Source organism: Metabacillus sp. cB07, assembly GCF_016839225.1.
Taxonomy (GTDB): domain Bacteria; phylum Bacillota; class Bacilli; order Bacillales; family Bacillaceae; genus Bacillus_P; species Bacillus_P indicus.
On the sequence record NZ_CP069296.1, the window covers coordinates 446,920 to 471,898 of the forward strand.

Sequence of the window (24,979 nt, forward strand, 5' to 3'; positions counted from 1 at the left end):
TGTTTTTTATTTCTTGTTTTTCTCGTTAGGAATGTGAAAAACTGGGTAAATAAACCTGTAGATATATGCTGCTTAGTGGTATCGAACTATATTTCAAGGGGTGGACTTGCTTGCTATGAAAATTCTTCAAGAACGGTTTTACCCGAGTGCCAGAAGGGTTTTGGCGCTTGCAGGGGAAAAGGAAGATGCCCCGGAGTACCTTGTCGGCTATGATGTAGATGGGAATCAGGTGTTTCATGTGCCAAGTCCTGAAGGCTACTCATTTCTTTATTTATGTTCTCATACGATGGCAGAAGCCGCTGTTGTCTGCGGATATAAGGAGGCAGATGCTGACGGATGCTGGCCGGACTATTATTTTGCAGTGGATCATGAAAGCGGAAAGCTCAACCGGATCTGCAAGGCGAGATAATGATGAACCCCGCTTTTTCAAGTGAGGGTTTTTTTATGGAAAAAATAGTTTAATTATTGGAAAATAAGTGTAAATACTTACTAGTTCACATGGTAAAATTGGAATCTATGAAAACTGGGAGGATTGACATGAAAAGAATGACAGGGTGGCTGGTCGTTGCAGGGATGGCACTATTGCTTGCAGCGTGCGGGGGGAAAACCGCAGAAGAAGCGTCTTCTGATATGGAAAAAGCATATAAAGACGTGAAAACGATGGAGATTAAGTTTAAAGAAAAAGCAGCCTCACCTGATGACTACGATCTGAAAGGAACCAGGCAGCTGGATCTTGAAAAGGGCCTTTCCTATTCGGAATATGACGACGGGGAGCGAATCACTAAAATCTCATCGGGCAAAGATGGAGTCACCTTTGATGATGGCACGAAAAAAGAGGTGCTCGAAGGAAGACTCAGCGATTATATGCTCTATGTCGAGCAGTATGAGTTTGACCTGCACAAAAATCCGCTTGCCTTCTATGAAAAATACGATCCCGATTTTTCGGAAAAATTGAAGCTTAAAGAAACAGACAGTGAATACATCCTTACATATGAAGGCTCATCAGAAGAAGCGAAGAAACTGATGAGTGATTTGACGAAAGATTACTATACCGGAATTCAAAAAGAAGCAGGCATATCAGAAGTGGACATCTCATCCATAAAAGGAAAAGGGTTTGAGCTCGAGGTGACGGTTGATAAAGAAACATCTCGTGTGAAAGAAATGAAAAGAAACCACGCATTTTCTCTTGAAGTAAACGGGAAAACGCAGGAGCAGAGTGTGAACAAAACACACGCGTATGCTTATAACACGATTGACAGCATCCGAGCGGTCACGGCTGAGGCCAAACCAGAGGCAACACCTGAACAGGAAGCATCAGCTCAGGAAGCAGCCGAATATGTCGATGCACTGATCCAGGCAACGGTTTATCAGAATACGGATGAGTTTATGAAACGTCACCCTGAGGCACCTGATCAGGAAGCTGTTAGAAAAAGAGGAGACTTCCAGAAGTCTGCTTTTGTAGAAATCTATAAATCCAATACGGCGAATAACTTTCAGGGCTTGCCTGCTGCCGTTTCGGAGGACCAAATCAATCTCTACACAGAAGGATTCCTGGCGGCAATCAAGCAAACCAAATATAAAGTGAATGGTGCAGTCTATAATCCTGGCTCCGACTCATATACGGTTGATCTTGAAATCCAGGGCTTCAGTGAAAACCGTCTTCTCGCAGAAGCTGTGCAGCCGGTCATGCAAAAGCAGCAGAACGGCGAGCTGACAAACGAAGAATTTGTGGATGAGCTGATAACAGCATCAGCGAATCGCTTCAAAGGACCGGTTCCGCTTGAGCCGCCTGTAAAGGCATCTGTTAACGTCATCAAAAACGGAGAGGGCCATTATGAGGTGCTTTTGCAGGATGAATACCTTCTTTCTTTTGTTCAGTAATCTTACTATAATAGGGGATAGCTGAAAGAGAGGTCGGAAAATCACATGTACCTGACGATAAAAGAAACCGCAGAGCATCTGTCCATGCCTGAAAACTACATCGAAGCGCTGATTCTTCAGAAAAAAATCAGAGCCGTGCATGACGGTGAGCAGTACCTGATCAATAAAGACCAGTTCACCACCCATCTCGAGCAGATGGAAACATACAAAGAACAGCTTGACGAGTGGCTCAGCAAGCCAATCCCTGAAGACATCGACATCAAGGATGAAGACTAGGAAATGCATACTGTGCATTTCTTTTTTTGTGTAAGTGCGTGAGTTTAGCAGCAGAAGCTGGGAAGCGTGTTTGGTAGAAAGTGTTGTAAACGAGAGTTAGCAGCAGAAACTGGTAAGCGTGAGCGGTTGAAAGTGTTGTAAAAGTGAGTTAACAGCAGAAACTGTGAAGCGTGTGGGGCAGAAAGTGTTGTAAACGAGAGTTAGCAGCAGAAACTGTGAAGCGTGAGCGTCTGAAAGTGTTGTAAAAGTGAGTTAACAGCAGAAACTTTGAAGCGTGTGGGGCAGAAAGTGTTGTAAACGAGAGTTAGCAGCAGAAACTGTGAAGCGTGAGCGTCTGAAAGTGTTGTAAAAGTGAGTTAACAGCAGAAACTTTGAAGCGTGTGGGGCAGAAAGTGTTGTAAACGAGAGTTAGCAGCAGAAACTGTGAAGCGTGAGCGTCTGAAAGTGTTGTAAAAGTGAGTTAACAGCAGAAACTTTGAAGCGTGTGGGGCAGAAAGTGTTGTAAACGAGAGTTAGTCGCAGAAACTTTGAAGCGTGAGCGGTTGAAAGTGTTGTAAAAGCTAGTTAGCAGCAGAAACTGTGAAGCGTGAGCGTCTGAAAGTGTTGTAAAAGCCAGTTAACAGCAGAAACGGATAAGCGCGCGCCGCAGAAAGTGCTCTAAAAATCGCCTCCAAAGTTTTTTTTATTTTCCGCACATAATCCATTGACACATTCCGAAGAATAGAGTATAAATAAATTAACAATTAACAACTTGTTAATTATAAAAGCTGAAGGAGTTTGTATAAATGTCCAATGATGAAGCTCTTAAGAAGTACGATATAAAAAAATACAGAACTCCTGATGGGTATACGTCCGATATTTGTGTGTTTACGATTGTGTCTGAGTTTGACGGGGAGTATAAACCGCCGCTGATGGATCTGAAGCTGATGCTGATTCAGCGTGCTGCACTGGATGCAGAGGGGAATCCGAACATTGAGGCGAGCAAGTGGGCGCTTCCAGGAGGGTTCGTTCAGGAGGATGAGTCAGCGTTTGAAGCAGCCAAGCGGGAGCTTGAAGAAGAAACGAGTGTTTCCGGAGTGCATGTGAAGCATTTCGGAGTGTATGATCAGCCTGGTCGCGATCCGCGCGGATGGATCATCTCAAATGCCCATTATGCAATTGTGCCTGAGCATTCTCTTTCATTGAGAAAGGCGCAGGATGATGCGGCCGAGGTTGAGCTGTTTTCTGTAAAAGAAGTGCTGAAGCTCGATCTGGCATTTGATCACCGCAAGATTATTGAGGATGCAATCAATGTCATTACAAATGATCTTTTGCAGACGACTGTGGCGAAGAATTTTCTTCCTGAATTTTTTACTTATTCTGAGCTGCAGGCAGTACTTAAAACGGTCACGTATGATCCGGCGATCGTAAGCGAGCAGTCCTTTTCGCGGAAAATCAAAACACTGCCATTTATTAAAGAGGCAGAGGGGAAGACTTCGAGAACTTCAAAAAAGCCTACTCAGCTTTATACGTTTATTGAAATGGATGTTGTGAAACCGATTTATACAGCGCGTTATTAGATTTGATAATTAACAATTCATTAAGTGTTAAATACTATAGGGGAGTGGACATTGATGAAAAGAGCGTTAATTAACATTGACTATACGGTGGATTTTGTAGCGGATGACGGAGCTTTAACTTGCGGGAAGCCGGGCCAGGCAATAGAAGAGGAGATTGTAAACGTAACGAAAGACTTTCTTGCAGCGGGTGACTTGGTTGTTTTCGCAATTGATATGCACGAGCAAAATGATCCTTTTCATCCTGAGACAGCTTTGTTTCCCCCTCACAATCTAAAAGGAACAGACGGCCGCAAGCTTTTTGGGAAGCTTGAAGAGGTTTATGAACAGAATAAAGAGCAAAGTCATGTACAATGGATGGATAAAACAAGATACAGCGCGTTTGCAGGAACGGATCTTGAGCTAAAGCTTCGCGCAAGAGGTATAACAGAGGTTCATCTGGTCGGGGTTTGTACAGATATTTGTGTGCTGCATACAGCTGTAGATGCTTTTAATAAGGGATTCGGCATAACGGTTTATGAAAAAGCAACGGCAAGTTTTAATCAGGATGGGCATGCTTGGGCGCTTTCTCATTTTAAACATAGCCTGAATGCGAAGGTTGAATAGATAGATGGAGGTTCCAATGATGAAATACACAGATGACAGCTTGATGCTTCATACAGATCTTTACCAGATTAATATGGCAGAAACCTACTGGGAAGACAATATGCATAACCGCAGGGCGGTGTTTGAGGTTTTTTTCAGAAAGCTGCCTTTCAGCAACGGCTATGGGGTTTTTGCAGGTCTTGAGCGGATTGTTGAATACCTGCAGAATTTCTCTTTTACAGAGAGTGATATAGAGTATCTTCGTGATGAGCTTGGTTATAGAGAAGACTATTTGGAGTATCTAAAAGGAGTGCGTTTCACGGGTAATGTAAGGTCGATGGTTGAAGGAGAGCTTGTTTTTGCGAATGAACCGATTCTCCGGATTGAGGCACCGCTTGCTGAAGCGCAGCTTGTTGAAACAGCGCTGCTGAACATTGTGAATTACCAAACATTGATTGCAACAAAAGCTTCACGTATTAAGCATGTGGTCGGGGAGCAGAGCGCAATGGAATTCGGAACGCGCCGGGCGCATGAGATGGACGCAGCTATCTGGGGAACGCGTGCTGCCTACATTGGCGGATTTGATGCAACATCAAATGTCCGCGCAGGGAAAATGTTCGGCATTCCGGTTGCAGGGACGCACGCTCACGCTCTGGTTCAGGCCTACCGCGATGAGTATACAGCTTTTCATAAATATGCGCGCCGCCATAAGGATTGCGTGTTCCTTGTTGATACGTACGATACGCTGAAATCGGGCGTGCCGAATGCGATTAAGGTTGCAAAGGAGCTCGGCGATAAGGTTAATTTCAAAGGCATCCGCTTAGACAGCGGCGATCTTGCGTACCTCTCAAAAAAAGCAAGAAAGATGCTGGATGAGGCGGGATTCACTGAAACGAAGATTATTGCTTCAAACGATCTTGATGAAAATACAATTATCAACCTGAAGTCACAGGGTGCAAGAATTGATTCCTGGGGGATCGGCACGAAGCTGATTACCGCTTACGATCAAGCTGCTCTTGGCGCTGTTTACAAACTTGTTTCAATTGAAGATGAGAACGGCAAGATGCAGGATACGATTAAAATCAGCGGAAACCCGGAGAAAGTGACGACACCCGGCATTAAGAAGGTCTACCGGATCATCAATACCCTGAACCATAAATCAGAAGGGGACTACATTGCTCTTGAGGATGAAAATCCAGGAGAAGAAAAGCGCCTGAAAATGTTCCATCCGGTTCACACGTTTGTAAGCAAGTTTGTGACAAATTTTGAAGCGAAGGATCTTCACCAGGATATCTTTGCAGATGGAAAGCTAGTGTATGAGCTGCCTGAACTTCAGGACATCCAGCAATATGCGGCAAGCAACATGGAAGTGCTCTGGGATGAGTATAAGCGGACGATGCACCCTGAAGAGTATCCGGTTGACTTGAGCGAAGCGTGCTGGGAGAACAAAATGAGAAACATTGAAGAAGTAAAAACAAAGGTTAAAGAAATGATTGAAGAGGGAAACAACTAAACAGAAGCTTGATGGGAGAGAAACAAAATGGGGAAGATCGGAATTTACGGATCATCATTTGATCCGGTGACAAATGTTCATTTGTGGACAGCAAGTACAGTAGCACACCGCTGCAGGCTGGATAAGGTCATTTTCCTGCCGTGTTCAGGAAAAAGGAAAGACAAAGCAATGAAAACGTCCGATCTTCACCGCTGGAATATGCTTCAGCTTGCTCTTGAAGGAAACGATAAATTCCTCGCCGACGATTATGAAATTAATCAGGAGGCCTGGAATGTATACACGTACTACACACTTGAGCACTTTAAAAAGAAGTACCCGAATGATGAGATTTATTTTATTATGGGTGCGGATCTGCTTGTGGATATTGCGGAAGGCAAGTGGAAGTACGATCAGGAGCTGGTCGCAGGCAATAAATTCATCGTCATGGCAAGGGAAGGCATTGATATGCTGCGGACCATTTCCCGTTCGCCTCTTCTCAGAAACCATGATGACGGGTTCACTTTTCATCTGATTGACAAGGGGCTTGCAATGGAAATCAGTTCTACATACATCAGAGATGAGTTTTCAAAAGGCGGAGAGCCGCGCTATCTGCTGCCTGATGCCTGTTACGAATACATCAAAAAACATTCTTTATATCAATAGGAGGCAATGAAGATGAGCATGCAGGAGAAAATTAGAAATGACTTGAATGTAAAACCTGAAATTGATCCGAAGGCAGAAATCAGAGAACGCATCGACTTTTTAAAAGCCTATGTGAAAAAAGCACATGCTAAAGGATTCGTCCTAGGCATAAGCGGAGGTCAGGATTCTACGCTTGCAGGGCGTCTTGCACAGCTTGCAGTGGAAGAATTGAGAGAAGCAGGCATGCAAGAGGCAAAATTCATTGCGGTCAGACTGCCTCATGGTGTGCAGCATGATGAAGATGATGCCCAGTTTGCCCTTGAGTTCATTAAGCCGGACCAATCCGTCACGTTTGACATTAAATCAACAGTTGAATCTTTTGAAAGTCAGTACGCTCAGGCAGCTGATGACAATCTGAGCGACTTTAACAAAGGCAATGTGAAAGCAAGAACGCGCATGATCACACAGTACGCAATCGCCGGACAGGAAGGCTTGCTTGTAATCGGAACCGATCATGCAGCCGAAGCGGTAACAGGCTTCTTTACAAAATACGGAGATGGCGGTGCCGATCTGCTGCCGCTTGCAGGACTGTCCAAACGTCAGGGCAGAAGTCTGCTTAAGGAGCTTGGTGCAGATGAAAGACTGTATCTGAAGGTGCCGACAGCCGATCTGCTTGATGATAAACCTCAGCAGGCAGATGAGACAGAGCTCGGCATTACCTACGATGAGCTGGATGATTATCTGGAAGGCAAGCTGGTTTCAGAAGAAGTTGCTTCTAAAGTAGAGAAGCGCTATGTGATGACTGAACACAAGCGCCAGCTGCCGGCAAGCAAGTTTGATGGATGGTGGAAATAAGAAGCGGACACTAAGAAAGCAGCCGGAGGATTTCCGGCTGCTTTTTATGGTGTTATCGGAATTATAAAGAATAAAAGGCTTTGCATAACATAACAAAGTTATCTTCGGCAAGCGGAAGCGCCTAGATCCTCTGTCAGAACAAATCCGTCAAAAAAGTCAAACCCGGACTTTTCCGACGGATTCTTATCTGCCTATCGGATCTGACCAAGGCACTTCCGCTTTTGTTCTTCGGCAGGGCATACTGGAATCCCCGCGCTAAATACAGCTATTTCATTATTTTTTCACCCGGTGGCTGACGGCCTGTAAAATGAACTGTTTTTCCTTCGCGCTGAGCATTCTCCAGCTCCCTGCCTTGATCTTCATATCTCACGTTCCTCCCTTCGAATAATTATGTATTTGGGCAATCGTTTATTTTCTTTGTTAGTACGTTTATACCGCATTCCGAAATATGTAAAACCACACAATGTTCATCAAAGTTCGGGGCGCTGATGGGGAAATGGGAAGAATCTCAGGTGCATTCGACTTCACCTGTCATGAAGCGACAGGTTTTAACATGGACCGCTGACGAAAGATGAAGAAATGTTTTGAATAAAAATAGGAAAAAGACCTGATTTCAGCTCGTGAAATCAGGTCTTTTCAGGTTTATTATAATTTAAACGAACTCTTAAGCGATACGATTCTGTTGAAGACCGCTTTTTCAGGAGTCGAGTTTTTAGGGTCAACGTTAAAGTATCCGTGTCTGAAAAACTGGAACTTGTCGTGTGCCTTTACTTCTTTCATGTTTGGCTCGACAAAGCCTTGCGCCACTTCCAGGGAGTTTTCATTGACGAAATCGAGGAATGTTTTTTCCTCTGCTTCTTCTTCGCTTTTTTCAGCTTCAAGGTCTGCATCGCGGATTAGCGGCTCGTACAGGCGGAATTCTGCTGGAACGGCCTGCGATGCTTCCACCCAGTGGATGGTGCCTTTTACTTTACGGCCTGTAAAGCCGGTGCCGCTCTTAGTTTCCGGATCATATGTGCAGCGGAGCTCAATGACCTGGCCGTTTTCATCTTTGATGACTTCTTCACATTTGATGAAGTAAGCATGCTTCAGACGAACTTCGTTGCCAGGGAAAAGACGGAAATATTTTTTCGGAGGATCTTCCATGAAATCATCCTGTTCGATGTAGATTTCACGTCCGAATGGAATTTGGCGCGAGCCCATTTCAGGTACTTCCGGATTGATTTCTGCATCGAGCATTTCCGTTTGTCCTTCAGGATAGTTGGTAATCACGACTTTAAGTGGCTTGAGCACGCCCATTGTACGTGGTGCTTTCAGTTTCAGATCCTCGCGCACATAGTACTCGAGCATCGCCTCGTCAACCGCGCCGTACCCTTTTGATACGCCTGTTTCTCTTACAAAATTGCGGATGGCATCAGCCGTGTAGCCTTTTCTTCTTAAACCGGATACAGTCGGCATGCGCGGGTCATCCCAGCCGTCTACAAAACCTTCATCCACAAGCTGTTTCAGTTTGCGCTTGCTCATGACCGTGTTTGTGATATTCAGGCGTCCAAACTCGATTTGCTGCGGTTTCGTTTCCATTTCACATTCTTCAACAACCCAGTTATAGAGAGGGCGATGGTCTTCAAACTCGGTTGTGCAGATGGAATGAGTAACGCCTTCAATCGCATCTTCCAGAGGATGGGCAAAGTCATACATCGGATAGATGCACCAAGCATCACCTGTGTTATGGTGAACAGCGTGTGAAACGCGGTAGATGACCGGGTCGCGCATGTTCATGTTCGGCGACGTCATGTCAATTTTAGCGCGGAGCACTTTAGTTCCTGTTTCGAATTCGCCATTTCGCATCTTCTCAAACAGGTCGAGGTTTTCTTCCACAGAACGGCTGCGGTACGGGCTGTCTTTTCCCGGCTCAGTAAGGGTACCCCGGTATTCGCGGATTTCATCAGGCGTAAGGTCATCCACATAAGCTTTTCCTTTTTTAATTAGCAGAACCGCACGATTGTACATTTCCTCGAAGTAGTTGGATGCGAAACGAAGCTCGTCCCATTCATACCCCAGCCACTTTACATCCTCTTTAATGGAATCAACGTATTCCTGATCTTCTTTGAGAGGGTTCGTGTCATCAAAACGGAGATTTGTTCTGCCGCCGAAATCATCGGCAAGTTCAAAATTGATGAGGATCGATTTTGCATGTCCGATATGAAGATAGCCGTTTGGCTCGGGAGGGAAGCGTGTGATGACAGTCGAATGCTTGCCGCTTTCCAGATCTTCTTTCATGATCGTTTTAATAAAATTTGACGAGTTATTTTCCAAAATGTATCGTCCTTTCTTCTATGTAACCTTCATTATATCCATAAATCATCAGTTCATTTTACAATTATAAGTTTCCCGCGGCATTTATTCAAATGAATTCAGCTGTTTCTTGGCTTGCGGGGCTTTTTTGTATAAAATAAACCTTTAAAGGAAGGAATAAACTGTACGGAGTTTTCTATATATTCTAATAGTAGGAAAGGTGAATCGGGTTTCTAGTCATATTCACCTATATGCAAAAATAGTTTAATAGATAGTTGTACGAATCATCCCCATATTTTAACATAACTAGTAAGATGCTTCTAAAACAGGAAGAAGGACGTGGAAAGAACTTGTTGGATACGATCGAGGACTTCTTTGAAGACTTGGAGAGGAAAAGAAAACAGGCTGAGTACAACCGGGATGCAGATGAACTTGAAGCGTATCTTGCTGCCATCAAAAATGCCATGGGCACGTTTGATGACGGGGTGTTTCATTTTGAAACGAGCCATCAGCAGTATGCAGATGAATGGACAGGGCAGGCAAAGCTTGCCTATGAAAGCATCCATGCGGAAATCCGTTCTGTTGCTTTTCAAATAGATGATGTCAAAGATGAGCTGTACCAGGAACTGAGAGGGGAAATTGCAAGACTCAGACATCTTGCAGATACTTTCGCATAAAGAAAGATCCGCATTCACGGGATAAAGGAGAGGTAGCTATTCATGGAAATAAAAATCAGACCGGAAGAACTTGAAACATTCGCAAGCCGAATTGACAGGTCCCGCTCTTATACCGGTGATGCATTGGATCTTTTAAGCTGGGAATCAGCAAGGCTGCGCTTCACATCTGTCGCCAGAGTGAGCACAGCTCTCGATCTTCAGGAAGAAATCAGGCACTTGGTCAATCGTTTTCATACATTAACCGAAGATGCCAAGAAACATATTGAAAATACTGCGTCGGGCATGAGGGAAGCAGATGAGGCCGCAAAAGCATCTGCTTCTTCGGGCTGGGGCGGTTTTTTCTCGGGGCTGTGGGACGGAGCAAGCAACGGCCTCACAGATGCATGGGACGGGCTTGTGTCCCTGTTTGAATGGGAAACGTACGAAGCGATGTGGGAGGCGATTATCCATCCCCTTGAAACCCTTGAAACGATGTGGAACACGCTGACTGAAGCGTGGGAGACAAAAGTGATCAATGGAGATGTGTACAGCCGGACGGAATTTTTTACATATGGGATTGTCTCCATTGGGCTTGGTCTTCTTGGAGGAAAAGGAATTGACAAGCTCGGCAAAGCCGCCAAGCTTACTAAAGTGCCTGACGAGGCGCCGTCTGCCCCCAAAGTTACAACTGTCACTCACGGCATGGACACAAGTTTTGATTTTGCGAAGCTTCCGCAGGGAAAAGGGTTTGCTGCAGAGATTGGCGAGGTGCTGGATGAGGCTGGACTGACGAAGGATGAGTTTTTAGACCTACAGTCATCCTACTATAAAGATCTTACGCCTGAAGAACTGGACAGCATGCATCGTGTGCGGGAGGCGGTTCCGCCTGTCACAAGCACGACTGTCCTGCAAAAAGTCATTGACGGGGACAAGCTTGCTTTATATTTATCCGGTGATATAACAGATGTCGGCGGATGTATTGCCAAAATGGAAGATGTCAGCGATATAGTTTCATCTGACGATATGTACCATTCTCTTAGAATGGACTATCCGAATACTCCGTTTGCGCCGGACAAAGAATATGCCGTTATCCGATTTACAACGGATCAAAGCGACCGGCTCAAGATACCTTATGCGGAGGAAATGAACAGTCCTCATGCAGCCAAACCGAACGAATACATCAGCTATCCGCAGACAGGCCATGGATTTACAGCTGCCGAGAACGGGAAAATAGTGCCTGAATACGAAACCATTTACGGCAATAATGCTCGTCCAAGCGCCGCAGAAATTTATATTGTAAGGGACGGCACAGAAGAACTTGTCGGCATGTACGATAAATATGATCAGCGATTTTATAGCATAGAGGAGTTAACCAGCGATGATTAAAAAAGGAGAATACGGGATTTACAAAGGCGAGGAATACTCGATTATTCCCGAAGGAAGCGGAAAAGTGACTCTTCGGACGCGTGATAAAGCTTCTGCTCAGAACGGATTTCAGGCAGCGGGGCTAAAAAAGAACGTATTCATTAAGCAAATTGACCAGTCAGAGCTTGAAAATGCGTATGAATACAAGCTGTCTGCCAACTACCGCGGCCAGGAATTTGCGATTGAAGGTGTAAACGAAGAGAACGGAACGATTATCCTCAAGTCGATGGACCCTGAGTCTGTCGACAAACTCGGCTTTTCTTCGTTAGGCAAATATGAATACATCAAAAAAGTAAGCGTGGATGACGTCCAGATTCAAGAAAAGAAAAGTCCGATTCTGGGATTCGGCGAAAAATGAGCACACCATTCAACACCTTAGAAAAAGCATTGATCGATGCCATGAGCAGCAATGAGAAAGTCGCCGGTTTTTACGACGTTTTAAAAGACAGCAGCGTTTGGCTTGTCCAAAAGCAGGGCCTCCAAAAGAACAGTCCATTTTCCCTGGATCACGTCCACATCATGGAGAAGAAACAAAAAAAACTTCTTCCGGTCTTCTCATCGGAATTCCCCATCCGGAAAATGTTTCAGAAAAACATGGCTGTTCAGGTTCCGTTCAGAGAGCTTCTGCAGATGCTTGATGATCAGACGGGAATCATCCTGAACCCTGATACTCCCCTCTCAAAGCTTCTCATTCCGCAGGAACTCGGAATGATGAAGAGAGGGCAAAACTATTTTAAATAGCATTCAGCCAAAAGAGAGAGGAATCTCTCTTTTTGTTTTTATAAGAAAACGGCTAAAACAAAATAAGTCTTTCGTATGATGATCTTCACAAACGGCAAAACAATTCAGCGGGTATTTTCTAATTTCAGCCAATTATGTCGGCGTAAAACCCGTATTCATCGTATTTGCTGTGCTGTTTTTGGATGAATATCCCACTAACTAGATCGATAGTCGGTGTGAAACCCTCAGAAAAGGGGTAACACAAACTAAGCCATATAGGAGAAAGTTTTGATAGAATAGATCATTATATAAGTTTCTAGCGTACGTTAGGTGGAGGATACTATGACAAACGATAAACAGCTGATTCATAAATCATATTTCGAACGTTTTATGGAAGACAGAACGGAACAGCCTGTTCAGGTTCTCGGTGAGCTTCACTTTGAGGAGCAGGCAAAAGAAGTGATCGATCTTTCCTATATCCGTTATGCCCAGGGCGAGATTTATTTTCATAACAAAGACTATGAAACAGCGATTTTTAAATGGGAGAACATCAGCAATGAGCTTGAACCGTGGGCGAGAAAAAATATTGCCGATTCCTATTATGCGCTAGGCCATCTTTCTGCAGCCGAAGATATTTATACGGGCATTAAAAGCGACTCCAAGACGTTAAAGATGGAGGTCGCGCTGGAGCTGTTTTCTCTCTATCTTCTGAGAGAGAAGATCGAGCTTGCCTATAAGGTTATTAAAAAAGCTCTTGATCTGGATCCCGATTATCCGAATGTCACCGATCTTGCCCGGTCGTTTTATGAAGACCAGCAGGACTGGAAAATGGCTGCAGAGCTTGCTGTTAATGAAGGCCTGCGGACAGAGGAGCCGGAATGGTTCGAACTGCTTGATGAATATGTTCAGGCGGGCTACACAAAATCATTCGACCCGGAATTTTTCTATCAGCCGCTCATTTCTCTTTACCGCAAAAACCAGAAACTGTTCCAGCGTGTCACTGCCTCTCTTTGGGACAGCTACCGGAACGGAGAGTTTTATCTTTCATGGCTGAAAACGGTCAATACGATTTTCCTGAACGTGGAGGTTCAGCCGTTTGAGAGCTGGTCAAAAATGTCTGATATTCATCAGAATACCTATTTAAGCATCATAAACGGCACGTATCTTGTGAAAGAACTGGAGGATATCGTCCCTGTTCTTCTTTCAAACTGGCAGAAGCTTGCCAATCAGTCGAAAGCTTTGTTTGCAGCTACGGCAGTGCTTGCCTGGAACGAGATTTTCCCTGCCTCCATGGATGCAGAATCACTGAAAAGAGCAGAAACATTAATCTTTGATTCAGAGCACGACAGCGTCAGATTTGACTACAGCCTTGATTTGTTCAAGTCACTCGTGGCCTGGGCTGAAAATAACCACTTAGAAGTCGGATATCAGAGTAAATGGCTTATTTCCGAGCTTGCAGATTTAAACACCTCTCATGTTCTTGTCAGCGGAACACCTGAAGGCGAAAAAGCTGCATTGATTAACCGCATCCTTGGCGAAAACCTTGTAACAGAAACACGTTCACCGGTTTTCGTCCGCTCGGAGGGTGATCTGGCTGAGATGAACCAGATTACAGACACCGGAACAGAAAAGCGCTCCGATCAGTCGGAGCTGATTGATTCCCCGGATGTCTGGACTGAAGTGAAGTGGCCTGCAGAACTGCTTGAAGACAACCGTCTGGCTCTCCTGCATACAGCTGAAATCAGCCGGAACAGCGACATCGCACAAACGGCAGAGTTTCTGCCGCTTTCAGATGGAATGCTGTTTGTTCTTGACAGAAACACGCCTTTTAATGAGCAGGAGCTTGAAATTTTAAGGCAGCTTCAGGAATATGCGCTTAACACGCCGTTCCATTTTATCCTGAATACGGCCGAATGGAGAGCTGCAGAGGATCTTCAGGGGACCATTCATCAGTTTTTCCCTCAGTCCCAGGTATTCGCCTTTTCATCCGGAAATATGAAAGGACTGGGTGAATTCCTTTCAACTGTATTCAGCGCTCGCGGAGCGAAGCATGAAGAGAAACGCACAGCGAAACTGCTGCATTATATCCGCAGAACGCTTACTGACCTCTTGAACAAGCGTGTGCAAACAGAAAACCACCTAGTGGAAACCGTCAAGTGGAACGAAGATATTTTAGTGAGACTTAACGGATTTATGAATCATTTAAGAGACGTCGAGCAGGAAAAAGCAGCAGCAATTACGGCTTCATACCGCGAAGCAACAGCTGAAATGAAGCATGACCTGAAGCTCGAACTTCCAAAAATCCTGCGCGGCTGCTCAGCTCACATTAAAGAGGACAGCGACTTCAGCCAGCTTCACATTACGCTGAACCGTAAAATGAACGAGGAAATCGGGACATATGTCCATGGCAATCTGATTCCTAAACTACAGACAGCCCTTCGCGAATGGCTTGTCCGTACAAACGAAGAGCTCAATGAAAGCCAGGGCTATCTGAACGAGATGAGCACATCATTTAACGGCCTGTACGGCGAAGAAAAAATGAAGCTTGTCTGTGACTTTAAGGTATTAGAAGACTGGAAAAGGGACCTGAACCGGATGACGAGCAGAGCAGACGTTGAAGAACAAAACATCCTGCTCCGGTTCAAGCCGACAGAATTCCTCCTGAAAAGTGCAGGGAAACTGTTTGCTGCCCTTCCGCAAAACAAATCTATGCTTTACACACAATATAAAAAATATGTGGAAAGCAAAAACTATGAAGAAATCACAGCGGAGATCTCAAAGAAATTCTTCCTGGAATTTGATCTCTTTGAAAAAGCGCTCAAATCCGACATCGTGATCTTCTATCAGGACCCGATTCTTTACGTAGATGAAACAATCCGGGAGTCAGAAACAAGCATCTCAAGCAGCAAAGCTGCGCTTGAAAAAATGAAATCAAATCCGGAAATTTACTACGATCCACTGCGCCTCTTCGAAGTAAGACTGCTGCAGTCTGAGTTTATGGTTAAGGCGAATGAAGAGAGTGCTTATATTATAGGATGAGTGAAAAGAGACCTTCTATTTTAGAGGAGGTCTCTTTTCTTTGGATGAGGATAAGAACCCTCAAAACACGGAAAATAAAGTTGGATGGTACTCAACAAGCGGATAAGAACCATCAAAGAACGGAAATGGAAGTTTGGTGGTCCTAAACAAGCGGATAAGAACCATCAAAGAACGGAATTGAAAGTTTGGTGGTACTCAACAAGCGGATAAGAACCATCAAAGAACAGAATTGAAAGGTTGATGGTACTCAACAAGCGGATAAGAACCATCAAAGAACGGAAATGGAAGTTTGGTGGTCCTAAACAAGCGGATAAGGACCATCAAAGAACAGAATTGAAAGTTTGGTGGTACTCAACAAGCGGATAAGATCCCTCAAGAGACGGAAATGGAAGTTTGGTGGTACTCAACAAGCGGATTAGATCCCTCAAGAGACGGAAATGGAAGTTTGGTGGTCCTAAACAAGATGATAAGAACCCTCAAGAGATGGAAAACAAAGTTTGGCTGTTCCAAACAGGAAGTTCAACCCCCGCCTCCCCCATATTTTCATACAAAAATTGATAATCCCCAAAAACTCAGCTAAACTGGAACCTAACATCAAAACTAAAAGCCTATTGGAGAGAACGGATAGATGGAGACGCAGCAAAATTATTCTTATGAAATTATGGAGGTTTGCCTTCTGGCGGGGAAGATTATGCTGATAAGCGGCGCGGAAACGTACCGGGTGGAGGATACAATGATGAGGATTGCAGCCTCGTACGGTGTAAGGAATTCACACAGCTATGTCACGCCGACAGGCATTATTTTCTCCATAGAAACGGAAGAGCCGACAAAGACGAAGCTGATCCGGATTATGGAACGGACGACGGATCTGGATAAGGTGACGAAGGTAAATGCCATTTCCAGGAGAATCAGCAGCGGCGAGCTTAATGTGGATCAGGCCTATGATCTTTTAAAAGAGATTGAAGAGGCGAGTTCCACTTATTCTCTTGGGCTGCAGGTGCTTGCAGCAGCAATAGCGAGCGGCTGTTTTTTAATTATGTTCCAGGGACAGTGGTCTGATTTTATGCCTGCTGTTTTTGCGGGCGGTCTGGGATTTATTTCTGTGATTTATTTTCACCGCCTTGTGCCGATTAAGTTTTTCTCTGAATTTCTGGCATCCTTCGTGATAGGGTTGTTTGCCTATTTGTTTGTGAAAACGGGTTTTGGCTCAGAGATGGATAAGGTGATTATCGGCTCAGTGATGCCGCTTGTTCCGGGTCTGCTTATTACAAATGCAGTCAGGGATCTGATGGCCGGGCATTTGATTTCAGGACTTTCAAAGGGAGCGGAAGCGTTCTTGACGGCATTTGCGATTGGATCTGGAATTGCGGTTGTATTTTTACTATTTTAAAGGAGCAATGAATGATGTGGGTAATTGGACAGCTGCTGACAGCGTTTATATCGACTGCTGCTTTCGGCATTATTTTTCAGGCGCCAAAACCGTCTCTGGTCAAATGCGGACTCGTCGGGATGTGCGGATGGTTTATTTACATTTCAGTCGTCGGGCTCGGATATGACGCAGTGCCTGCGACGGTCATCGCTGCTGTGTTTGTGGCGGTTGCAAGCCAGATGTTTGCCAAGATCTACAAGACGCCGATCATCATTTTCAGCGTTGCCGGAATCATTCCGTTGGTGCCGGGGGGAATGGCCTATGATGCGATGCGCAATTTTGTGGAAAATGACTACAATACGGCGATTACACTTGCAGCAAAGGCCTTTATGATTTCCGGTTCTATTGCAATCGGTCTTGTCTTCTCAGAAGTGATCAATCAAGTGATTAGAAAATCCCAGCTTCGGACAAAAGTGAAATAACGTTAACCTTCCGTTTTTTGAGCGGGAGGTTTTTTATTGTTTTACAAATATCTTACACTCCCTTCACACAAATCCACATCACCTTCACACGCGCTTTACGTTCGGCAGGTAAGATTGGAGTTGTGAAGGACAAGTGAATAAACTTCGGTTGAGAATATGAGAAACCATAAAAAAACATAGGTGTTTTTAGAGAGCCCGCGTTTTTTTATGGTTTTTGTTTTGCCTATAGATGAAAAAGGGAGCTGAAAAAGCATTGGATACGCATCAGGAATTTATCAGCCGGCTGCATGAAGACAGGCTGATTGCAGCTATTAAAGATCCCAAAAGCTTTGACCGCTTCCTTGAGACGGATATTCAGTCTGCTTTTCTGCTGATGGGGAACATCAGTGTCATTAAGCGGTATGTGGATCTTCTGAAAAAAAACAATCGTCATGTCTTTTTGCACCTTGAAAAGATACCCGGGATCAGCTATGACCGGGAAGGGCTGAGGTTCATTGCTAAGTTTGTCAGGCCTACAGGAATTGTGACGACGAAAAGTTCTTTGATTCAGCTGGCTAAGAATGAGGGACTGCTGACCATTCAAAGGCTGTTCCTGATTGATTCAGACGCACTGGCAAACGGACTGAAAGCGGTGAATGAAATTGAGCCGGATGCACTTGAGATTATGCCGGGACTGATCCCTGAAATGATCAGAAAAGTAAAGCATGAAACAGACGTCCCCATCATTACGGGAGGCCTGATCCAGAATGCGGGGCATATTGAAGAGGCGCTTGAAAGCGGAGCTCTTGCGGCCTCAACGGGCAGAGCATGGCTTTGGAAGAAATATGCGCAGAAGGAAAGGATGACGGCAGATGAAAAAAGTTGAACTGAAAAACGTCTCGAAATCTTATGATTCGAAAACGGATGTTATAAAAGAAATCAGCGCAGTGATTGAACCGGGCGAATTCTTCGTCCTTGTCGGTCCGTCCGGCTGCGGGAAAAGCACGATGCTAAGGATGATTGCAGGGCTTGAAGATGTGACAGGCGGAGAGCTTGTCATTGGCGGGAAAACGGCGAATGCTCTTCCGCCGAGCAAGCGGGACCTGTCGATGGTCTTCCAGAATTATGCGCTGTATCCCCATCTTTCGGTTGAAGAAAACATCACCTTCGGTTTGCACACGAAAAAAATAAAAAAGGCGGAGCAAAAGCAGCGATGCCTTGAGGCTGCCGAGATGCTCGGGTTATCTGACCTGCTTAAACGCAAGCCAAGACAGCTGTCTGGCGGTCAGAGGCAGCGTGTTGCTCTTGCAAGAGCAATTGTAACGCATGCGCCTATTTGTCTGATGGATGAGCCTCTGTCCAATCTCGATGCCAAGCTGAGAGCGAAAATGCGGTCAGAGATCCGCCAGATTCAGCGCAAACTTGGCATTACGATGATTTATGTCACGCATGACCAGACAGAAGCGATGACGATGGCAGATACGATGATGATTTTAAATAACGGAGAAATTCAGCAGGTTGGCAGGCCGCTTGAGATCTACAACAATCCTGCAAATGAATTTGTGGCATCGTTTATCGGTGCGCCCCCTATGAATCTCGCGCCGGCAGATATCACGGGCAGTGCGATCATGATTGAAAATCAGCATACTATTCCGGTTACAGGCAGTCTTCCGGCTTTTGAGCGCAAGCTGACTGCGGGAATCAGGCCGGAGCATATTCAGCCTGCTTCAGGTAAAACGACCTTTTCTGCTGAAGTGGCAAATGTCGAAATTCTCGGCACGGAAACACTTATTTCATTTTTTATTGGCGGAAGCAAGCAGTGGCTTGCGAAATGGAATGGCCAGTGGGACGTCAAAGTGGGAGAGAAGCTTCCGTTTTATGTGTCTGAGCAAGATGTGTTTCTTTTTGACAGACAATCCGGTGAATGCCTCCTTTCACATCCGAGGGAGTCTGGCCGGGTGCTTGGACAGGAGGCCTTCATATGAACGTGAATGAAGCTCCCGCTGCTTTAGCGCGCGGGGAAGTCCGGCAGGAAAAGAGGATTCAGCTGCGTTCATTTGGAGAGGGCATGCTTTATCTGCTTCCTTCCATTGTGCTGTTTTCGGTGTTCTTGTTTTATCCCATGTTCAGAACGATTTATTTAAGCTTCTTTTTGACAGACGGACAAGGAGTGCCGATAAGCTTTACCGGACTTGAGAATTATGCGTATCTCCTGCAGTCTCCCGCTTTTCAGAACAGCATGAAAGCAACGCTTCTGTTTGTGGTGTACACCGTGCCTGCCGGGGTTGTTCTTTCCCTTTTTCTGGCGCTGATCGCCAATGAAAAGCTCAGGGGCATCGGCTTTTTCAGAACGCTCTTTTCTTCGACAATGGGAATGAGTGTGGCCGCGTCTTCTGTCATTTGGATGTTTATGTACAATCCGGCCATCGGGGTGATCAACAAAGTTGTCGGGACTCTTGGTTTTACAGAGGTTCAATGGCTGCTTGATCCCAAATACGCCCTGCTTGCCGTCTCGGTATCCACCATCTGGATGAATGCCGGTTTCTCTTTTCTCATTCTATTGGGAGGCCTTCAGAATATCGATGAGCAGCTTTACGAGAGTGCGAGAATATCAGGGGCGGGCTATTTCTATCAGCTCAGAAAAATCACAATTCCAATGCTTTCTCCAACGCTCTTTTTCGTCATTACGGTTTCGTTCATTAATGCTTTTCAGACATTTGGACAAATCGATATTTTGACGAAGGGGGGACCGATGGAATCAACAAACGTGATTGTGTATTCCATCTACAAGGATGCTTTTATTAATTACAACATCGGCTCAGCGAGTGCCCAGGCGGTTATTCTCTTCCTCGGCATACTTGCCATGACAATTCTTCAGTTTAAGATCGGTGAAAGGAAGGTGCATTACAGATGAGTGCAGCTAAGAAATTCCTCATGTATGCTCTGCTGATTCTGGCAGCCCTTCTGATGATGTTTCCGATCATCTATGCCTTTTTAATCAGCTTCATGCAGGGAGGAGAAGTGCTTCAGGGCAAGCTGCTGCCGGAAAAAGTGACGCTTGATAATTATACGGCAGCCTTTGAGAAGGTTCCGCTTCTTCAATTCCTCTGGAACAGCTTCTTTGTTTCGGTCATTGTCATGATCGGCCAGCTTGCTGTTTCGAGCCTTGCCGCTTTTGCCTTTGTGTTTATTCCCTTTAAAGGGAGAAATCTGCTGTTTATGGTCTTCATCTCAACGATGATGATTCCGTGGGAAGCTACGATGGTCCCGAACTTCTTAACGGTTCAGAAGCTTGGATGGATCAATGAGTACTCGAGTCTGACGATTCCGTTTTTTGCGCTTGCTTTCGGTACGTTTCTCCTTCGGCAGCAATTTAAAACCATTCCTCTTGAGCTCTATGAAGCATCCCAGGTTGCAGGCATCAGCCGGTTCCTTTTTTTCTGGAGGGTCGTTCTGCCTGTATCTAAAACAAGCTTGATCACGCTTGGGATCTACAGTTTCTTAACAACATGGAACATGTATCTGTGGCCGCTGCTTGTGACAAACAATGAAAAAGTCAGAACCGTTCAAATCGGGCTGAAGCAGATGCAGTCGCAGGAAATCTCGTCTCAATGGGGGGTGGTGATGGCAGCAGCCGTAGTCGTGATTCTGCCGACGCTAGTACTGTTATTTGTCGGGCAAAAGCATTTCCAGAAAGGCTTAACTCAAGGTGCAATCAAATAAAAGGAGCGAGTAAATTGAAGAAACTGGCAGTTATTTTATCCTCTATTCTCTTAATCATTCTTGGTGCATGTTCCAATTCTGCAGGTACAAACGGCGAAGGCAAAGCATCTGGTGAGAATGAAGCCGGCAAAACGGAAGTGATTTTCTGGCATGCCATGAGCGGAGAGCTTGAAACGGTTTTGAACGATTTAGCCGCAGATTTTAATGAATCACAGGACGAGGTAGAAGTAAAACCTGTGTTTCAGGGAACGTATGAAGAAGCACTGACAAAATTCAACACAGTTGCGGGCACAGAAGAGGCGCCTTCCATTATGCAGACATTTGAAGTTGGAACGAAATACATGATCGACAGCGGGAAAATCCAGCCTGTCCAAAAGTTTATTGATGAAGAAAATTTTGATACAGCTCAATGGGAAAAGAATATCTCAAATTACTACACAGTTGACGGCACGCAGTATTCAATGCCGTTTAACTCTTCCACACCTGTTCTTGTTTACAACAAAGATGCCTTTAAAAAAGCAGGCCTTGATCCTGAAAAAGCACCGATGACGTATGACGAGCTGAAAGCTGCTGCTGAAAAACTGACGGTTAAAGAAGGTTCAAATACGTCACAGTATGGATTCTCAATCTTGAATTACGGATGGTTTTTTGAAGAATTGCTTGCTGCACAGGGCGGCGAATACGTAGACAATGAGAATGGAAGAAGCGGAGATGCTGTAAAAGCAACGTTCAATGACGAAAAAGGCTTAAACGTATTTAATCTGATCAAAGACATGTACAAAGACGGAACGTTCTACAATGCCGGACAAAACTGGGACGATATGAGAGCGGCATTCCAGTCAGGCAAGATGGCTATGTTCCTTGATTCTTCAGCAGGCGTTAAAGCCCTTGTTGATAATGCGCCGTTTGAAGTCGGAGTTTCTTACCTGCCTGTACCGGATGAAGCAGAACGCGAGGGTGTTGTCATCGGCGGTGCTTCTCTTTGGATGTCTAAAGACATAAGCGAAGAAAAGCAAAAGGGTGCATGGGAATTTATGAAGTATCTTTCTACACCTGAAGTACAAGCGAAATGGCACGTTGAAACAGGATACTTTGCAATAAACCCTGCAGCTTACGAAGAGGAAATTGTGAAAGAGCAGTGGGAAAAATACCCGCAGCTGAAGGTGACAGTTGACCAGCTTCATGACACGAAAGCAAGCACAGCTACACAGGGCGCGCTCATTTCCGTTTTCCCTGAATCAAGACAAAAAGTCGTTTCCGGAATGGAAAGCCTGTATCAGGGCATGGATCCTCAAAAGGCGCTGGACCAGGCAGCGGCTGAGACCGACCGTGCGCTTGAAACAGCAGGTAAAAAGCAAGGGAAATAAGGGGAGAGAACTGATGATTGCATGCAGAATCATCAGTTCTTCTTTTCCGTTTTATTATAGAGACCGCAGAAGGGAGCAGAAAGGTACATGGAGATTTTTGCACACAGAGGCTGCAGTGGAGAGCATCCGGAAAACACGATGGCGGCATTTCGGGCTGCCTGTGCAGCAGGAGCAGACGGAATAGAGCTGGATGTTCAGCTCACTAAGGACGGCGAAGCGGTTGTGATTCATGATGAAAGAATCGACAGGACGACAAATGGCATCGGTTTTGTCAAAGACTTCAGGTATAAACAGCTGAAGCTGTTTGATGCCGGGAGCTGGTTTAACAGACGCTACTCCAGAGAGACTATCCCTGCCCTTCGGGATGTTCTGGACTATATTAAATCCGAAAGGCCGGATATGAAAGTGAACATTGAGCTTAAAAACGATGTGTTCCCATATGAAGGGCTTGAGGAGAACGTGCTGCAATGCATTGAAAGATCGGGTATGGAGAAATCGGTGATCCTTTCATCTTTTCAATTCAGCAGCATGGGGAAAATCCGTGATTTCGCTCCTGATGTTGAAACGGCGCTCCTCTTTCAGGGGATCCCGTCCAACATGATGGAAGAAGCAAAAAGAGTGCGGGCGAGCGCCCTTCATTGTGAAAGCGCGTATGCAGCGTCTCCGGCAGGCAAGCGCGCGGCAGAAGCGGGGTACGCGCTGAGAGTTTATACGGTAAATCAGACAGATCAGCTGGAGGCCTTTAAAAAAGCCGGTGTTTCAGCCATCATAACCGATTACCCCGATCTATTTCTCGGGAACAAAAGTGTGCCTTTATAGGCGCACTTTTTTAAATGACGTTAATGTAAGGTTTTTTAACATCGTGTGTAAGAAAAAATAAGCCATTTTTACAAGGTTGTTTCCGCTTACAAGAGAATTAAGCACTACATATGGCACATATTCTATCAAAATAGTGATTGTACAGTCCTGGTTTATCCCTTATAATCTAAAAAGAAAGAAAATTCTGTTTTAAAGAGGGGGATTTTGATTGCAGGCGTTTGTTGATAGCTTAAACAGTGTTCTGTGGAGCACACCCGTGATTTACATTTGTTTGGCTGTAGGATTGCTTTTCTCCATCTTGACCCGATTTTTGCAGGTGCGGCATATCAAGGATATGGTGCTTCTGATGTTTCAGGGCAAAAGCTCTGAAGCGGGAGTTTCTTCTTTTCAGGCTTTATCGATTGCATTGTCCGGCCGCGTAGGTACAGGTAACATTGCCGGTGTTGCAACGGCTATCGGTTTCGGCGGACCGGGTGCTGTTTTCTGGATGTGGGCGATTGCCTTCATCGGAGCTTCAAGCGCTTTTATCGAGTCCACTCTGGCTCAAATTTATAAAGTCAAACAGGACGGACAGTATCGAGGCGGTCCGGCTTACTATATTGAAAAAGGGACAGGAATGAAATGGTACGGCATTACTTTTGCATTTGCCGCCCTCCTTGCAATGAGCCTGCTCATGCCTGGTGTACAGGCCAACTCCATCGCTCTTGGTCTTGATAATGCATTTGGAATTAACCCTGTCATAACAGGACTTGGACTTATTGTACTTTTAGCCCTTATTATTTTCGGCGGTGTAAAGCGGATCGCTACTGTTGCACAGGTTGTCGTCCCTTTCATGGCAGTTGGCTATATTCTTGTTTCACTCGTTATCATTGCTTTTAACATTACTGAACTGCCGGGTGTCATCGCCCTTATTTTCAAAAGTGCCTTTGCACTTGATTCTGCTTTTGGCGGAATTGTCGGTATGGCGATTGCATGGGGTGTAAAACGCGGAATTTACTCCAATGAAGCTGGTCAGGGAACAGGTCCTCACCCTGCAGCGGCTGCAGAGGTTTCCCACCCTGCGAAACAAGGTCTTGTCCAGGCTTTTTCTGTTTACATTGACACGCTGTTTGTCTGTTCTGCGACTGCCTTCATGATTCTTTTCACAGGCATGTACAATACGCAGGCACCTGATGAAACGTTTATCGTCAATCAGCTTGGTGCAGATGTTGAGCCGGGGCCGGTGTTTACACAGGCTGCCGTTGAGTCGGTTATTCCGATTCCTGGTTTTGGTTCGGGGTTTGTGGCCATCTCTCTTCTATTCTTTGCTTTCACAACGATTATGGCTTACTACTACATCGCTGAGACCAACATTGCGTATTTAACAAGAGGAAAGAGCAACAAGATTCCTATGTTCCTTGTAAAAGTCGTCCTTCTTGGAGCAACGTTCTATGGATCTGTTAAAACGGCAACCCTTGCATGGGGACTCGGTGACGTTGGGCTTGGAATCATGGTCTGGCTGAACCTGATCGCCATTCTAATTCTGGCAAAGCCGGCCCTTCTTGCTCTAAAAGATTACGAAGAGCAGAAGAAGCAGGGTCTCGATCCTGTTTTTGACCCGGTTAAGCTCGGAATAAAAAATGCGGATTTCTGGGAGCATGAATATAAGCACGAGGACTCTCCGAATCCTTCTGTTTTAGGTAAAAAAGATCAAAACCTGAATTCTTAATCATTGGGACTTCCCGTCAATGCGGGAGGTCCTTTTCTGTGCCGTTTGTCCTTTGGGGTTACAATAATTTACAAACTTATAGGGCGGGTTTAAAATAAATACTATCTTTC

At 45.2% G+C, this 24,979-nt stretch carries 23 protein-coding genes; 22 read left to right on the plus strand and 1 reads right to left on the minus strand.

What is annotated here, in order from left to right; translation table 11 throughout:
* Positions 1-115 precede the first annotated feature (115 nt).
* The 8 genes from JOJ89_RS02415 to nadE all read left to right on the plus strand — a co-directional run bounded on the left by JOJ89_RS02415 (position 116) and on the right by nadE (position 7,287).
* Positions 116-409 (plus strand): hypothetical protein, encoded by a 294-nt coding sequence (locus JOJ89_RS02415; protein WP_139015485.1) that lies wholly within the window; start codon positions 116-118, stop codon positions 407-409.
* Between the two features lie 128 nt (positions 410-537).
* Positions 538-1,881, plus strand: coding sequence for a DUF6612 family protein (locus JOJ89_RS02420; RefSeq protein WP_203289481.1), 1,344 nt, complete (start codon positions 538-540; stop codon positions 1,879-1,881).
* A gap of 45 nt (positions 1,882-1,926) precedes the next feature.
* Positions 1,927-2,157: an excisionase family DNA-binding protein gene (locus JOJ89_RS02425; RefSeq protein WP_029285714.1), complete on the plus strand. Its 231-nt coding sequence runs from the start codon at positions 1,927-1,929 to the stop codon at positions 2,155-2,157.
* Positions 2,158-2,942: 785 nt separating this feature from the next.
* Positions 2,943-3,716: an NUDIX hydrolase gene (locus JOJ89_RS02430; RefSeq protein ID WP_029566387.1), complete on the plus strand. Its 774-nt coding sequence runs from the start codon at positions 2,943-2,945 to the stop codon at positions 3,714-3,716.
* 54 nt (positions 3,717-3,770) lie between these two features.
* The gene (locus tag JOJ89_RS02435) at positions 3,771-4,319 is read left to right on the plus strand and encodes a cysteine hydrolase family protein (RefSeq protein ID WP_029566386.1); all 549 of its coding nucleotides are present in this window, start codon (positions 3,771-3,773) and stop codon (positions 4,317-4,319) included.
* A 16-nt stretch (positions 4,320-4,335) separates the two neighbouring features.
* Positions 4,336-5,811, plus strand: coding sequence for a nicotinate phosphoribosyltransferase (locus JOJ89_RS02440; protein ID WP_203289482.1), 1,476 nt, complete (start codon positions 4,336-4,338; stop codon positions 5,809-5,811).
* 27 nt (positions 5,812-5,838) lie between these two features.
* Positions 5,839-6,453: a nicotinate (nicotinamide) nucleotide adenylyltransferase gene (gene nadD / locus JOJ89_RS02445; protein ID WP_029285718.1), complete on the plus strand. Its 615-nt coding sequence runs from the start codon at positions 5,839-5,841 to the stop codon at positions 6,451-6,453.
* 12 nt (positions 6,454-6,465) lie between these two features.
* Entirely contained in the window at positions 6,466-7,287 is an 822-nt protein-coding gene (gene nadE / locus JOJ89_RS02450; protein WP_203289483.1) for an ammonia-dependent NAD(+) synthetase, read from the plus strand.
* Positions 7,288-7,932: 645 nt separating this feature from the next.
* Here the strand turns inward: nadE and JOJ89_RS02455 are convergent.
* On the minus strand, positions 7,933-9,603 hold the full coding sequence (locus JOJ89_RS02455) for a glutamine--tRNA ligase/YqeY domain fusion protein (protein WP_029285722.1): 1,671 nt from the start codon (positions 9,601-9,603) through the stop codon (positions 7,933-7,935).
* Between the two features lie 332 nt (positions 9,604-9,935).
* Here JOJ89_RS02455 and JOJ89_RS02460 point away from each other — a divergent pair, with 332 nt between their 5' ends.
* The 14 genes from JOJ89_RS02460 (at position 9,936) to JOJ89_RS02525 (ending at position 24,869) form a co-directional block, all read left to right on the plus strand.
* On the plus strand, positions 9,936-10,259 hold the full coding sequence (locus tag JOJ89_RS02460) for a hypothetical protein (RefSeq protein WP_029285724.1): 324 nt from the start codon (positions 9,936-9,938) through the stop codon (positions 10,257-10,259).
* 42 nt (positions 10,260-10,301) lie between these two features.
* Complete coding sequence (locus JOJ89_RS02465; RefSeq protein WP_051827398.1) at positions 10,302-11,624, plus strand: hypothetical protein; 1,323 nt, start codon at positions 10,302-10,304, stop codon at positions 11,622-11,624.
* Complete coding sequence (locus JOJ89_RS02470; RefSeq protein WP_029285728.1) at positions 11,617-12,021, plus strand: hypothetical protein; 405 nt, start codon at positions 11,617-11,619, stop codon at positions 12,019-12,021. Before JOJ89_RS02465 ends, JOJ89_RS02470 begins: the two co-directional genes overlap by 8 nt.
* Positions 12,018-12,404 (plus strand): SseB family protein, encoded by a 387-nt coding sequence (locus tag JOJ89_RS02475; RefSeq protein ID WP_203289484.1) that lies wholly within the window; start codon positions 12,018-12,020, stop codon positions 12,402-12,404. Before JOJ89_RS02470 ends, JOJ89_RS02475 begins: the two co-directional genes overlap by 4 nt.
* A 321-nt stretch (positions 12,405-12,725) precedes the next feature.
* Positions 12,726-15,422 carry a GTP-binding protein gene (locus tag JOJ89_RS02480; protein ID WP_203289485.1) on the plus strand — a complete coding sequence of 899 codons (2,697 nt, stop codon included), beginning with the start codon at positions 12,726-12,728 and terminating at the stop codon, positions 15,420-15,422.
* 628 nt (positions 15,423-16,050) lie between these two features.
* The gene (locus tag JOJ89_RS02485; protein WP_029567161.1) at positions 16,051-16,812 is read left to right on the plus strand and encodes a threonine/serine exporter family protein; all 762 of its coding nucleotides are present in this window, start codon (positions 16,051-16,053) and stop codon (positions 16,810-16,812) included.
* Between the two features lie 14 nt (positions 16,813-16,826).
* Positions 16,827-17,273, plus strand: a complete 447-nt coding sequence (locus JOJ89_RS02490; RefSeq protein WP_029285736.1) for a threonine/serine exporter family protein — start codon at positions 16,827-16,829, stop codon at positions 17,271-17,273.
* 229 nt (positions 17,274-17,502) lie between these two features.
* Positions 17,503-18,138 carry a glycerol-3-phosphate responsive antiterminator gene (locus JOJ89_RS02495; RefSeq protein ID WP_406817991.1) on the plus strand — a complete coding sequence of 212 codons (636 nt, stop codon included), beginning with the start codon at positions 17,503-17,505 and terminating at the stop codon, positions 18,136-18,138.
* Positions 18,125-19,237, plus strand: a complete 1,113-nt coding sequence (locus JOJ89_RS02500) for an ABC transporter ATP-binding protein (protein ID WP_203289487.1) — start codon at positions 18,125-18,127, stop codon at positions 19,235-19,237. The genes JOJ89_RS02495 and JOJ89_RS02500 overlap by 14 nt, the downstream gene beginning before the upstream one ends.
* Positions 19,234-20,166 carry a carbohydrate ABC transporter permease gene (locus JOJ89_RS02505; protein ID WP_203289488.1) on the plus strand — a complete coding sequence of 311 codons (933 nt, stop codon included), beginning with the start codon at positions 19,234-19,236 and terminating at the stop codon, positions 20,164-20,166. Before JOJ89_RS02500 ends, JOJ89_RS02505 begins: the two co-directional genes overlap by 4 nt.
* Positions 20,163-20,975: a carbohydrate ABC transporter permease gene (locus JOJ89_RS02510; RefSeq protein WP_029567160.1), complete on the plus strand. Its 813-nt coding sequence runs from the start codon at positions 20,163-20,165 to the stop codon at positions 20,973-20,975. The genes JOJ89_RS02505 and JOJ89_RS02510 overlap by 4 nt, the downstream gene beginning before the upstream one ends.
* A 23-nt stretch (positions 20,976-20,998) precedes the next feature.
* A complete protein-coding gene (locus JOJ89_RS02515) occupies positions 20,999-22,342 on the plus strand; it encodes an ABC transporter substrate-binding protein (protein ID WP_407656393.1) in 1,344 nt (447 codons plus the stop codon).
* Between the two features lie 87 nt (positions 22,343-22,429).
* Complete coding sequence (locus JOJ89_RS02520) at positions 22,430-23,161, plus strand: glycerophosphodiester phosphodiesterase (RefSeq protein ID WP_029285748.1); 732 nt, start codon at positions 22,430-22,432, stop codon at positions 23,159-23,161.
* A 208-nt stretch (positions 23,162-23,369) separates the two neighbouring features.
* Entirely contained in the window at positions 23,370-24,869 is a 1,500-nt protein-coding gene (locus tag JOJ89_RS02525; protein WP_051827397.1) for an alanine/glycine:cation symporter family protein, read from the plus strand.
* Positions 24,870-24,979: the final 110 nt, after the last annotated feature.